Below are 12,941 nucleotides of genomic sequence, written 5' to 3'. Positions count from 1 at the left end.
CCGCCAGCGTTCGTCCTGAGCCAGGATCAAACTCTCCGAAGAAAAAACCATACGGTCTCACGACCAACGGCCTTCCAAACCATCGAGCAAACCCAGGCATCGAAACCCCCACCCCCCTGGCGAGGAGAGCGGAGGACAACACCAAAGGAAAACCCACGACCACCACACGCACACAAAGCACGCCGATGACCACGGGGGTTACAACATTGGCATCAACACTTGGCACACTGTTGAGTTCTCAAGAACCGGACGCCTTCGACCCGACCGCTCTGTGGCGGTCCAGGCTCGGGGGCTTGGTCCTTCCATCTTAACCGACCCGCGGGCCGGCCCGGACACTCGATCTCCATCGGCTGGTGAGGCGCGCACTGAAGCGCCCTCGCGGGCTGATCTTGTCGGGAGTCCGATCACCTCTCGCGGGGACCGGCCGCTTCTGCGTCCGTTCCTCCCCGGCGGGGTGTGACGACTACGTTAACCAGAGGTCAGCAGCGGGTCAAATCCGTGCGTCGACTCCCCCTCCTCGGCGGTGCGCGACCCCACGTGGGCGTCCAGCCGGTCCGCCAGCGCCCGGACGGCCCGGCGCAGCGGGCTGCGCGGCGCCACCTCGACCAGGCTGCGCCCGGCCAGGGCGGCGCGGTCGGCCGCGTCGTCCTCCGGCAGCAGGACCACGTCCTCCGCGCCGGCGAAGCGCCGCAGCGTGCGGCGCACCGCGCGCTCGGGGTCGCTGCCCACCGCGGCGGCGCGGACCCTCCCCACCACGGGGACCGCCGGGGTCGCCGGGCAGAGGTCGCCCAGGCGCTGCCACGTCCGCACCCACCGCTGCAGCCCCACGGGGTCGCCCGCACCCACGACGAGCAGCACGTCGACGCCCTCCAGGACCTGCAGGAACGCGGTGTCGCGGCCCTCGTCCTCCTCCAGCCCCGCCGGCAGGTCCAGCACCACCCAGTCCGCGCACACGGCGGCGACGTCCAGAACCCGGCGCAGCGCGGCGGGACGGACCTCCGCGCGACGCCACGGGTCCGGTGAGCCGCTCAGGAGCGACGCACCCGGCAGCACCTCCGGCGCCAGGGCCGTCAGCGCCGCGGCGTCCAGCCGGCCCGAGGTCGCGGCCCGCACGGCGGCCAGCAGGCCCGGCGCGTCGTCCAGCACCCCCAGCAGCTGGGCCGCGCTGGCCCCGCGCACGTCGAGGTCCACCAGCAGGGAGCACGACCCGGCCGTGGCCAGCTCGGCCGCCAGGTTGACGGCCAGGGTCGTCCTGCCCGCCGACCCGACGGGACCCCACACCGCCACCGACCTGCCCCGCGCGGCGACCGGGGCCCCGGCCTGCCCGTCGAACGTGGCCCTCGTGGGGACCGCGGTGCCCGGCACCCCGTCCCCCGGGGCGGTGCCGTCCCCGCCGACCGCGGCCACCGCCGTCAGCACCCGGCGGGCGAGGGCCTCCGGGGTCTCCGCGGCGCGGGCGACGTGGTGCGCGCCCCGCTGCGCCCAGCGCCGCTGCGCGGCCTCGCCGGCGGCACCGTCCGGGACGAGCACCAGGAGGGCGACGCCGTGCTCCCGCAGCACCGCCACGGTCTCGCCGTCCGCGCCCGGGAGGTCGTCGCCCAGGACCACGGCGCGGCCCAGCCCGGCGGCCGCGGCCGCGAGCACCTCCGCCAGGTCGGCGCAGCGGCGCGTGACGACCAGGTCGCGGCGCGCCCCGCTCCAGGCGGCGGCCAGGGCGGCCTCGCCGGGACCGGGCACCGCCAGCAGCACGCCCGTCGTCACCGGCCCGCCCCCGCCGCGGCGGCACCGGGCACCGGCACGAGCGAGACCTCGGCGTCCACGGCCAGGGCCTGCAGCGCGCGCGGCAGCGTCGCCGGGCCCAGCAGCACCCGCACCTCGGCCGCGCGGGTCGCCCCGAGGCCCCCGGTGAGCGAGCGCACCCCGGCCACGTCGGCGGCCTCCGCGAGCAGCTCCGGCTCGGGCAGCGCACCGCGCTCGGCCGGGTCGGCGGGCCAGGTGACCCACACGTCCACCCGGCCGCCCTCGACGACCTCCTCGTCGGGCACCGCGCCCACCGGCAGCGCGACCACGCGACCGCCCACGTCGGCGCCGCCGCCGAGGGCGCCGCGGGGCAGCAGCTCCCCCGACCCCAGGCCCCGCAGGGCCACCACGCCCGGCGCGAGGAGCTGCTCCGCGCTCACGTACGCGTCCGCCGTCGCCGGGTCCAGGCGGACCTGGACGGCCCGCAGGTCCTCCGCGGTCAGCGCGGTCCCGGCACCCACCGGGCGGGCGAGCGCCCAGACGGCCTCCGTGCCGCGCGCCTCGGCGACCGCGCGACCGCCCAGGACGACCGAGCCCAGCACGAGGGCGACCCCGACCAGGAGACGGGGGTCGCGCCAGGACGGCGGCGCGAGCCGGCGGGCCCGGCCGGCGGGGGCCCAGGACGCCACCGGGGCCGCGTGCGGGGCCGGCGCGCTCACGAGCGCACCCGGCCCGCGGTGCGGGGACCGGGCCGCGGGTGGCGACGGGGACGGGACACGGGGACCTCCAGCTCGACGGGCCCGGGCGGGCCGCGGGTGCCGGGGACCCGGCCGTCACGATGGTGGGGTCCGCGGCGCGACGGCCCGGTCCGTCGTCCACAGGGCACCCGGACGGCCCAACCGCGGGCCCGGTCGCCGTGGAAGGATGCGGGCGCCAGCCCCGCGCCCCGCGTCGGGGCTCCGGCACCGCACCGTCCCACCCCGCACCACCCCGCCGCGCCCTGCACCCGCAGCGCGCCCCGAGAGACCGGGAGGTCGTCCGTGACAGCCCGCTTCCTGCCCCTGGCGGACGTCGCCGAGATGCTGGCGATCTCCTCGGCGCAGGCCTACGCCCTCGTGCGCAGCGGCGACCTGCCGGCCATCAAGGTGGGCGGTCGTGGCCAGTGGCGGGTCGAGGAGTCGGTCCTCGAGGCGTTCATCGCCCGCATGTACGAGCAGACGGCCCGCGAGACCGGGCACCACCACACCGCCCGCTGACCCGCCCGCTCACCCCGGCAGCTCCTCGACGCTGAGGAGCGCGCCGAACGGCACCGTCGTCACCGCGCCTCGCGCACCGCCCGGCGAGGCTCCCGCGGCCGCCGGCGGTCCACCGCTGACGTCGAGGTGGTCGCGGCCCACCCGCGCGATGCACCCGCGCACGTCCTGCGCGCGGGTGCGCACCAGCACCGGCTCGGGCCCCAGCAGCGCCCGGACCGCGAGCAGCAGCGGGCGCGGACGCCCGCCGGCCCCGGCCGTCGGCAGGGAGAAGCGCTCGACCCCCCGCGCCAGCGCGACCGCCGCCGCGGGCACCAGCACCTGCCGCGGCGGTGCCCCCGCGCCCGGGGTCGCCGCGCGCAGGAGCACCCAGTCGTCACCGGCGTCCAGGCACCGGCCCACGAGCCAGCCGCCGTCGAGCAGCTGCAGCGCCACCTCGCCCCGGGTGGCCAGGACCCGCTGGGTCCAGCCGACCTCCGCGGCGTCGCGCAGGGCCCGGTCGGCGACCTCCGCCTCCAGGTCCTCCCGCTCCGCCTGCGCCGCGCGCCCGGACAGGTCCGCGAAGAGCTCGTCCCAGCGCACGGTCCCACGCTACGGCCGATGACCGGCTGTCACCCGCGTGCGCCCGATCGGGCGGAGGAGCCGGTTCTCCGTGGCGCCGAGCGAGCTCCGGGCGCTACACATCGACCCCGAACGACACCAAACGACACCATCCGGCACTCAACGGTCCTCACCGGGGTCGTCCTGCGCCGAAGAGGAGAGATCGTGCCCACCGCTCCGTCCCGCCCGGTCCGCTCGTCGCGGGCGCCCGCCGGGCAGCGGCCGTCCGCGGTGCGCCTGGCGGCCGCCGCCGCGACCGGAGCCGCGCTCACGGCCCTCCCGCCCGCCGGCGCCACCGCCCTGCTGCTGGCGGCGCGACCCGCCCTCGCCGCCGCCGCGGGACCGGCCCGCAGCGGCGAGGACCTGCTCCTGGCCGCGGCGGCGCTGGCCGGCTCGCTCGTGCTCGCGCTGCTGACCGCGTCGGTCGCCAGTGCCGCGGTCGGGGAGCTGCGCGCCCTCCGCCACGGCCGGCGGCGCGCCCCGCGCGAGGTCGCCCGGCCCGTCGCGCGCGTCGTGGCGCTCCTCGTCGGCCTCGCCGTCGGGTCCGGCTCCGCCGCCGCCTCCGCCGCCCCGCGCACCCCGGACGCCGGGTGGGCCGTCGCGGCCACCGCCCCGGCGCTGCCCGGCGCGGGACTCGCGGACGACGCGGTGGACCTGGGCGGTGCGGTGCCCGAGGTGCTGACCGCAGCGGAGGCCGGCGTCCCCGACGCGGGGTGGGCCGCGGCGCGGGCCGTGCCGGTCGACCTGCCCGGCGCGCTGCGCGCGCCCGCACCGGCGCACGAGGCGGCGGAGCACGTCGTCCAGCGCGGCGACACGCTCTGGTCCCTGGCGGCCGGGCGCCTCGGGCCGGACGCCGCGGCCGGCGCCGTCCTCGCCGAGGCCCACCGCCTGCACGCCCTCAACACCGACGTCGTCGGCGCCGACCCCGATCGCCTGCTGCCCGGCCAGGTGCTCCGCCTGGGCTGACCCGGGCCCACCACCGCACCGGCCCCGACGGCCACCACCCCGCTGGACCCCCCGCCCGTCCCGTCCCCCAGGAGACCGCCGTGCCCACCGCGCTCGCCACCGCACCCGTCGCACCCGCCCCCGTCCTGCCGTCGCCCGCGCGGCCGCGCCTGCTGCGCCGGCCGGTGCCGCTCGCGGCACCGCCGCTCGTCGGCCAGCCGGGCGAGGTGCGGTCGATCTTCGGGCACGTCAGCGCCGGGCAGGGCGTGCTCCCCCTCGAGGTGCCCGACGCGGCGCGCCGACCGGTCCCGTCCGAGCTGCCCGAGCCCACCGACTGGACCCGGCGCTACGTGCACGTGCTGTTCGAGGTGCTCGCCGCGCGGCGCCCGCCGCAGCAGCTGCTGCGGGCCTGCTCCGCCGACGTCTACGCCTACGTGCAGCGCCGGGCCGTCCTCGTCGCCCAGACCGCCACCCGCGCACCCGCGCGAGCCGGCGCCCTCCACCGGGCCGTGCCCGCCCGACCGCCCGTGGTGGTGCGGGTCCTCGTCAGCCGACCCCTCGACGACGTCGTCGAGGCGTGCGCCGTCGTGCGCGACGGCGAGCGGCACCGCGCGGTCGCGCTGCGCCTGGAGGCCACCGGCACCCGCTGGCGGGTCACCGCGCTGGAGCTGTGACGCGACCGGCCGCGGCACCCCGAGGGGCACCGCGGCCGGGTCCGGTGGCTCTGCGTCCGGTGCGACCGGACGCGATCAGCTGCGCTCGCGCTCCGCGGCGCGGCGCTGGGCGCGGTTGCCCACCGCGGCGTCCGTGCTCGACTCGTCGCCGGCGTGGACCTCGACGTCGCCCTCGGCCGTGGGCGCCGTGTACTGCAGCTGCTGGTGCGCCGGCTGGGCGAACTGCTGCGCGGCCTGCCCGGCCACGGCCGCGGTGCCGGCCGCGGGCTGGACCTGCAGGCTGAACAGGTAACCGACCGACTCCTCCTTGATGGCGTCGGTCATCGCGAGGAACAGCTGGTAGCCCTCGCGCTGGTACTCCACCAGCGGGTCGCGCTGCGCCATCGCCCGCAGCCCGATGCCCTCCTGCAGGTAGTCCATCTCGTACAGGTGCTCGCGCCACTTGCGGTCCAGGACGGACAGGACGACGCGCCGCTCCAGGTCGCGCACCACGTCCGCGCCCAGCTGCTCCTCGCGGGCGTCGTAGCAAGCCTGAGCGTCACCGCGCAGCTCCTCCACCAGGCGCTCCACGGTCAGGTTGCCGCGACCGCCGGCGGCCTCCACGACCTCCTCGACCGTCACCGACACCGGGTACAGCGAGCGCAGCGCCTCCCACAGCGACTCCAGGTCCCAGTCCTCGCCGAAGCCCTCCGCGGCGGCCTCGGTGACGTAGCCGGCGACGGTGTCGTCGATGAAGTGGCGCACCTGCTCGTGGAGGTCCTCGCCCTCGAGCACCTTGCGGCGCTCGGCGTAGATGACCTCGCGCTGGCGGTTGAGGACGTCGTCGTACTTCAGGACGTTCTTGCGGATCTCGAAGTTGCGGGCCTCGACCTGGCCCTGGGCGCTCTGGATGGCCCGCGAGACCATCTTCGACTCGATGGGGACGTCCTCCGGGATGCCCGTGCGGGTCAGGAAGGTCTCCACCAGCGCCGCGTTGAACAGGCGCATGAGGTCGTCGGTCAGCGACAGGTAGAACCGCGACTCGCCCGGGTCGCCCTGGCGGCCCGAGCGGCCGCGCAGCTGGTTGTCGATGCGCCGCGACTCGTGCCGCTCGGTGCCCAGCACGTACAGCCCGCCGAGGTCGCGGACCTCGTCGTGCTCGGCCTGCACCGAGGCCTTGGCCTGCTCCAGCACCTCCGGCCAGGCCGCCTCGTACGCCTCCGGGTCCTCGTCCACGTCCAGGCCGCGGTCCTTCATCGCCTGCACGGCGAGGAACTCCGCGTTGCCGCCCAGCATGATGTCGGTGCCGCGGCCGGCCATGTTCGTGGCGACGGTGACCGCACCGCGGCGGCCGGCCTGCGCGACGATCGCGGCCTCGCGCTCGTGCTGCTTCGCGTTGAGGACGGTGTGCTCGATCCCGGCCTTCTCCAGCAGCTTCGACAGGTACTCGCTCTTCTCCACGCTCGTCGTGCCGACCAGCACCGGCTGGCCCGTCGCGTGGTGCTCGGCGATGTCCTCCACGACCGCGTTGAACTTGGCGACCTCGGTCTTGTAGACGAGGTCGGCCTGGTCCTTGCGGACCATCTCGCGGTTCGTCGGGATCGGCACGACGCCCAGCTTGTAGGTGGACTGGAACTCCGCGGCCTCCGTCATGGCCGTCCCGGTCATCCCGGACAGCTTGTCGTACATGCGGAAGAAGTTCTGCAGCGTGATCGTCGCCAGCGTCTGGTTCTCGTTCTGGATCGGCACGCCCTCCTTGGCCTCGATGGCCTGGTGCATGCCCTCGTTGTAGCGGCGGCCGGCGAGGATGCGGCCGGTGTGCTCGTCGACGATGAGGACCTCGCCCTTGGGCGAGACGACGTAGTCCTTGTCGCGCTTGAACAGCTCCTTGACCTTCACGGCGTTGTTGAGGAAGCCGACCAGCGGGGTGTTCACCGACTCGTAGAGGTTGTCGATGCCGAGCAGGTCCTCGACCTTCTCGATGCCCGACTCGGTCACGCCCACCGTGCGCTTCTTCTCGTCGACCTCGTAGTCGACGTCCTTGGTGAGCCGGCGGGCGATCTTGGCGAACTCCGTGTACCACTTCGTCGGCTGGTCGGCCGGGCCGGAGATGATGAGCGGGGTGCGGGCCTCGTCGATGAGGATCGAGTCCACCTCGTCGATGACGGCGAAGTGGTGGCCGCGCTGGACCATCTCGGCCGTCGACCACGCCATGTTGTCGCGCAGGTAGTCGAAGCCGAACTCGTTGTTCGTGCCGTAGGTGATGTCGGCCGCGTAGGCCTGGCGCCGCTCGTCCGGGCGCATCCGGGACAGGATGCAGGAGCTGGTGAGGCCCAGGAAGCGGTAGACGCGGCCCATCAGGTCGCTCTGGTACTCGGCGAGGAAGTCGTTGACCGTGATGACGTGCACGCCCTCGCCGGTCAGGGCGTTGAGGTACGCCGGCAGCGTCGCCACGAGGGTCTTGCCCTCACCGGTGCGCATCTCGGCGATGTTGCCCTGGTGCAGCGCCGCGCCGCCCATGAGCTGCACGTCGAAGTGGCGCTGGCCCAGCGTGCGCCGGGAGGCCTCGCGCACGACCGCGAACGCCTCCGGCAGGAGCGCGTCGAGCGTCTCCCCGGCGGCCAGGCGCTCCTTGAAGCGGTCGGTCTCGCCGCGCAGCTCCGCGTCGGACATCGCGCGGAAGTCGTCCTCGAGCGCGTTCACCTGCCCGGCGATGCGGTGCAGACGCTTGACGACGCGGCCCTCGCCCGCGCGCAGGACCTTCTCGACGATGGCAGGCACGACGCCACTGTAGTCGCGCGGCCCGCGGCGCAGAGCACCGACGGGACGAACACCGTCGCGGTGCGTGACTCAGCGGTCATCGAGGGTCATCGCCTCACGCGGAGGTCGCGGTGCTCGGCACCGCCGGCGGATCAGCGCTGCACACCCAGCAGACGGCGCAGCTCGCTCGGGCGCACCGCCCGCACCGGCGCGGGGGCGGGCGGCACCCCGGTCGGGGACGGCTCCACGGGCGCCGCACCGCCGTCCACGTCCCCGTCCACCTCCCCGTCCACGTCGTCCCCCGCGCGCGCGAAGCCCGCCTCCAGGGCGGCGGCCACCGACCCGGCGGCCTCCGCGGCCGACACCAGCACGAGCTCGGCCGCCGGCGCGGGCACCCCGAGCAGGTACCCCTGGGCCTGCGCGCACCCCAGCTCCCGCAGCGCACCCGCCTGGTCGGCCCGCTCCACACCCGCCGCGCCGACCCGCAGGCCCAGCGCTCTCGCCAGCCGCACCAGCGCCCCCACCGCCGGCGCCACCTCCTGCGCGCGCTCGCCGGCCAGGGCCGCCACCAGCGACCCGTCGAGCTTCACCCCGTCCAGCGGCAGGGTGCGCAGCGGCGCCAGCGCCCCCTCGTCCAGCACCGCCCCCGGCTGCCCGGCGGTCACCGCGGCACCCACCCCGTCCACGACGAGGCACGCCCCCGTCTGGCGCAGGCGGTGCAGGCGCGCGCGCAGCAGGTCGTCGTCACCCGCCGGGCCGGCCGCTGCGCCCCCACCGGGGCCGGCACCCGCCAGGACCGGCACGAGCGCGGCCGGCAGCTCCAGCACCAGGGCCGCCGGGTCAAGCCCGGCCGCCACCACCGCCGCGCGCACGTCGTCGGCCGCCGAGCGCGACAGGGCGTGCGCCGCCGACAGGTTCACCGACACCCGGAAGCCCGGCACCCGACGGCACCAGCGCGCCGCGTCCTCGCACGCCCGGTGCAGCACCCAGCGCCACAGCCGGTCCGCCGCCGGCGAGCGCTCCGCACCGGTCAGGAACGTCGCGGCGTCCAGCAGCCCCCGCGCCGGGTGCCGCCAGCGCAGCAGGGCCTCGGCCCCCACCACGGCGCCGTCGGCCAGCCGCACCACGGGCTGGTAGGCCAGCTCGAACTCCCCGCGCTCCACCGCGCCGGCCAGGTCGGACTCCAGCTGCCGGCGCAGGGCGTCGGCGTCGGCCAGGCGGGCGCTCCAGACGGCCACGCCCCCGGTCGCCCCCGGCGCACCGCCGCCCTCCCCGCCCGCGGCGCGGTCGGCGCCGTCGCGGGCGCTGAGCACGGCGCTGTCCGCGCGGCGCAGCAGCTCCGCGGCGCCCACCTCGCCGTCGGCGACCGCCACCCCCGCGCGGCAGCCGACCCGGACGGCGCGCCCGTCCAGCTCCCACGGCTCCAGGAGGCTCTCGCGCGCGCGCTGCGCCACCCGCAGCGCGGCCCGCAGGGGGTCCTCGTCGCGCACCACGACGGCGAACTCGTCCGCCCCCAGTCGCGCCGCCACGTCGTCGCCGCGCAGGCAGCGGCGCAGCCGGGCGGCCGCGCGCTGCAGCACCGCGTCACCGGCGGCGTGCCCGAGGGAGTCCTTGACGGCCTGGAGCCCGTCCAGGTCCAGGAACAGGACCGCCGCGCCCAGGCCGTCGGTGGCCCGGGCCGCCAGCGCCACCTCCAGGCGGCGCAGCAGCGCGGCCCGCGTCGGCAACCCCGTCAGCGGGTCGCTCGCGGCCTGCTCGGCCGCGCGCACCGTGTCGGCGTGGCTGAGCGCGGTGCTCGCGTGCTCGGCGAAGGCGCGCAGCACCGTCGCCGCGACCGCGTCCAGCGGGGCGTCGGCGGCGGCCACGAGCGCCCCGACGCCGCGGCCGTTGACGTGCACGGCCGCGGCCGCCGGCGCGCCGTGCCCGCCCACGGACAGGCCGAACCCGCCCAGACCGCCCGCGGCGGCGACCGCGGCCGGCTCCGCCAGCACCGGGGAGCCCACGGCGGCGACCACCCGCAGCTGCATCCCGGCGCGCGGGTCGGCCAGCACCAGCGTCACGGCGCGCCCGTCGAGCAGCTGCGAGGAGCTCCTCGCCAGCTGCAGCAGCAGCTCCGGCAGCGGCCGGCGGCTGGAGACGGCCCGCTGGAAGCGCACCGAGGTGGTCAGGACCTGCTCGCGCTGGCGCAGGGCCTGCTGCAGGCGGTGCAGCTCCGCGGCGCCCCGCTCGTCCTGCTGCTGCTGCCAGCGCTCGCGCTCGCGGCCGTGCCGGCCCAGCACCACCAGTGAGGCGGCCCGCGCCACCAGCGCGGCGACCGTCAGGTCGCGGGAACGCCCGCCCGGCGAGCCCTCCGCCCGGCCGAGCACCAGGTGCAGCGCCAGGTCCGGGACGGCGACGACCTCCGCGCGCACCCGGCCCAGCCCCGGCACCGCGAAGGACCCGCCGCGGTCGCGCACCACGCGCGCCAGCCCGCGCTGCGGGTCGCCGGCCGCGCCCAGGCCCACCCCGGCGTGCACGTGCCCGCCCTCGCACACGGCGGCGACGTCGGCGTCGGCGAGGTCGGCGAGCAGGCCGGCGGCGCGCACCAGCACCTCGCGCTCGGTGGTCGCCTCCCCCAGGTGGTCGAGGACGTGCTCCAGCAGCGCAGCGGCCTGCTCGAGACCGTCGGGTGTCACCGCGGAGACGTCCACCCGCCGTTCCTCGGGACGCCGGGGGCTCGCGTTGAGGCGGTCGCGGCGATCCGACCCGAACGCGCCAGCCGACCGGGTGACCCGCTCACCCCGCGCCCCCCGGCACCGCCACCTCGGCGGCGAGCGCACCGGCCAGGTCGCCGCGGTCGGCGACCTCCGTGCGGACGCAGCCCAGCCACCCCGCCAGGTCCGCCAGCTCCGCGGCCAGCGCCGCGGCGACCTCCCCCGGCGCCGGCGCGACCGGGCGCGCGCCCCGCCCCGGCGGCGCGGGCGGCTCAGCCCACGCCGCCAGGACCCGCAGCACCGGGCCGCCCGGCGCGGCGCGGTCGTTCTTCAGGTCCACGCGGGCGGCGACGCGCTCGCCCAGCAGGAACGGCGTCACGTAGTAGCCGTGGACCCGCAGGTGCGCGGGGACGTAGAACTCCAGCCGCACCCGCGCCCCCAGCAGCTCCTCGGTGCGCTCGCGGTGCCACACGAGCGGGTCGAACGGGGTCAGCAGCGCCCGGGCGGCCACGCGCGGGGCCACCGCCGCGTGCCAGCGGTAGGCGGGGCGCCGCTGCGCCGAGGCCCAGCCGCGCACCCGGACCGGCACCAGCTCGCCGGCCTCGACCAGCTCGGCGACCGCGCGCCGCGACTGCTCCGGGCGCAGCCGGAAGTAGTCGCGCAGGCTGGGCTCGGTCGCCACGCCCGTGGCGCGCGCGGCGGTGCGCACCAGCTCCCGCACCGCCTCGGCCGGGTCCGGGTCGGGCGCGGCCAGGACGTCCGGCGGCAGCACCCGCTCGGGAAGGTCGTAGCGGCGCTCGAACTGCGCGGTGCGGCCCGCCGAGGTCAGCCGCCCGGCGAAGAACAGGTGCTCGCAGGCCCGCTTGACCGCGCTCCAGTTCCACCCCCAGTGCTCGCCCGGGCGTCCCGCGCCCGGCGCCAGCGCCGCCTCCAGCTCGCGGGCCGTGCGCGGGCCGTGCGCGGCGACGTGGGCGACGACCTCTTCCAGCAGCCGCGGCTGCTCGAGGGCGACGCTGCGGACGCTGCCCCACGCGTCCTGGTCCGCTCGCGCCATCCGCCAGCGCAGCAGCCGGTGGGTGGCGGGGCTGACGTAGGACGCCTCGTGGGCCCAGTACTCCACCAGGGCGCGCGGGCGGCGGTGGGCGGCGGCGTCCACCGCCGCCACCGGGTACGGCCCCAGGCGGCTGAAGAAGGGCAGGTAGTGGCTGCGGCACAGCACGTTGACGCTGTCGATCTGCACCACCCCGAGGCGCTCGACGACCCGGCGCACGTGCGCCGGGCCCGGGCTGGCCGGCCGGCGCCGGCTGAAGCCCTGGGCCGCCAGCGCGGCGCGGCGCGCCTCGGTGGCGGTGACCTCCTCCACGACCGCCGCCGTCAGGACAGCTCGACGATCTTCTCGCGCACGGCGTAGACGACGGCCTCCATGCGCGAGTGCAGCTGCAGCTTCTCCAGGAGGTTGCGCACGTGGTTCTTCACGGTGTTCTCGCTGATGCCGAGCTGGCCGGCGATCTCCCGGTTGGCCATCCCGCGGGCCAGCAGCCGCAGCACGTCCAGCTCGCGCGGGCTCAGCCGCGGCGCCCCGGCCGCGCCCAGGACGCGCTCCTCGTCGCGGCGGCGCATCGCGGCGAACTCCCCCAGCAGCAGGCCCGCCATGCGCGGGGTGATGAGGGACTCCCCCGCCACGACGGCGCGCACCGCGTCCGCCACCTCCTCGGCGGGCACGTCCTTGAGCAGGTAGCCGCTGGCGCCGGCGCGGACGGCGCCGAACAGGTCGTCCTCCTCCTCCGAGGAGGTGAGGATGAGGATGCGGGTCGAGGGGGCCGCGGCCTTGATGTCGGCGCAGGCGTCGATGCCGCCGCGGCGGGGCATGCGCACGTCCATCAGCACCACGTCCGGCAGCAGCTCCTCCACGCGGGCCAGGGCCTCCTGCCCGTCACCGGCCTCGCCGACGACCTCGATGTCGTCCTCGGTGGACAGGACCATCTGCAGGCCGCGCCGGTACAGGGAGTGGTCGTCGACGACGACGACGCGCACGGGGGCGGTCGCAGCGCCCGGCAGCTGGCTCGTCACGGGTCCCCCTCGTCCGGTACCGCCCGGCGGCCGCGGCCGGGGTCGCCGATCATGGCACGCCGGGCGCGGCGCGCCACTCGACCGGGCTGGTCGGCCGGGCTGCTCGGCCGGCCACCGGCGGTGGCACGGGCCGCGCCCCGCGGGGGCGTCCCGGGGGGGCGAGCGGGTGCGGGTGGACGCGGTGGGGGTCCGCCTGGTCCGAGGCGACCCACCGGCCCCGGCGGGGC

At 77.5% G+C, this 12,941-nt stretch carries 10 protein-coding genes; 3 read left to right on the top strand and 7 right to left on the bottom strand.

Annotated features, from left to right (window positions below; translation table 11 throughout):
- Window positions 1-468: 468 nt before the first annotated feature.
- Together ACRYMY_RS18740 and ACRYMY_RS18735 are read right to left on the bottom strand one after the other, a co-directional pair.
- Window positions 469-1,761: an AAA family ATPase gene (locus ACRYMY_RS18740; RefSeq protein ID WP_432548732.1), complete on the bottom strand. Its 1,293-nt coding sequence runs from the start codon at window positions 1,759-1,761 to the stop codon at window positions 469-471.
- Complete coding sequence (locus ACRYMY_RS18735) at window positions 1,758-2,459, bottom strand: hypothetical protein (protein ID WP_432548731.1); 702 nt, start codon at window positions 2,457-2,459, stop codon at window positions 1,758-1,760. The genes ACRYMY_RS18740 and ACRYMY_RS18735 overlap by 4 nt, the downstream gene beginning before the upstream one ends.
- Window positions 2,460-2,780: 321 nt before the next feature.
- Between ACRYMY_RS18735 and ACRYMY_RS18730 the strand changes: the two genes are divergently transcribed.
- On the top strand, window positions 2,781-2,996 hold the full coding sequence (locus ACRYMY_RS18730; RefSeq protein ID WP_369068766.1) for a helix-turn-helix domain-containing protein: 216 nt from the start codon (window positions 2,781-2,783) through the stop codon (window positions 2,994-2,996).
- Between the two features lie 9 nt (window positions 2,997-3,005).
- On the opposite strand, the gene ACRYMY_RS18725 is transcribed toward ACRYMY_RS18730, so the two are convergent.
- Window positions 3,006-3,575 (bottom strand): hypothetical protein, encoded by a 570-nt coding sequence (locus ACRYMY_RS18725; RefSeq protein WP_432548730.1) that lies wholly within the window; start codon window positions 3,573-3,575, stop codon window positions 3,006-3,008.
- Between the two features lie 183 nt (window positions 3,576-3,758).
- Between ACRYMY_RS18725 and ACRYMY_RS18720 the strand changes: the two genes are divergently transcribed.
- Window positions 3,759-4,559 carry a LysM peptidoglycan-binding domain-containing protein gene (locus tag ACRYMY_RS18720; protein ID WP_432548729.1) on the top strand — a complete coding sequence of 267 codons (801 nt, stop codon included), beginning with the start codon at window positions 3,759-3,761 and terminating at the stop codon, window positions 4,557-4,559.
- Between the two features lie 80 nt (window positions 4,560-4,639).
- On the top strand, window positions 4,640-5,212 hold the full coding sequence (locus tag ACRYMY_RS18715) for an Rv3235 family protein (protein ID WP_432548728.1): 573 nt from the start codon (window positions 4,640-4,642) through the stop codon (window positions 5,210-5,212).
- Between the two features lie 75 nt (window positions 5,213-5,287).
- On the opposite strand, the gene secA is transcribed toward ACRYMY_RS18715, so the two are convergent.
- The 4 genes from secA to ACRYMY_RS18695 form a co-directional block, all read right to left on the bottom strand.
- On the bottom strand, window positions 5,288-7,972 hold the full coding sequence (gene secA, locus ACRYMY_RS18710) for a preprotein translocase subunit SecA (protein WP_432548727.1): 2,685 nt from the start codon (window positions 7,970-7,972) through the stop codon (window positions 5,288-5,290).
- Window positions 7,973-8,103: 131 nt separating this feature from the next.
- Window positions 8,104-10,641 (bottom strand): putative bifunctional diguanylate cyclase/phosphodiesterase, encoded by a 2,538-nt coding sequence (locus ACRYMY_RS18705; protein WP_432548726.1) that lies wholly within the window; start codon window positions 10,639-10,641, stop codon window positions 8,104-8,106.
- An 85-nt stretch (window positions 10,642-10,726) separates the two neighbouring features.
- Complete coding sequence (locus tag ACRYMY_RS18700) at window positions 10,727-12,007, bottom strand: winged helix-turn-helix domain-containing protein (RefSeq protein WP_432548725.1); 1,281 nt, start codon at window positions 12,005-12,007, stop codon at window positions 10,727-10,729.
- A gap of 11 nt (window positions 12,008-12,018) precedes the next feature.
- Window positions 12,019-12,714, bottom strand: coding sequence for a response regulator (locus ACRYMY_RS18695; protein WP_432548724.1), 696 nt, complete (start codon window positions 12,712-12,714; stop codon window positions 12,019-12,021).
- Window positions 12,715-12,941 lie beyond the last annotated feature (227 nt).

Origin of the sequence: Kineococcus haloalkalitolerans (assembly GCF_050871905.1) — a bacterium.
Classification (GTDB): Bacteria; Actinomycetota; Actinomycetes; order Actinomycetales; family Kineococcaceae; genus Kineococcus.
This window is presented reverse-complemented; position numbering and strand designations above follow the sequence as displayed.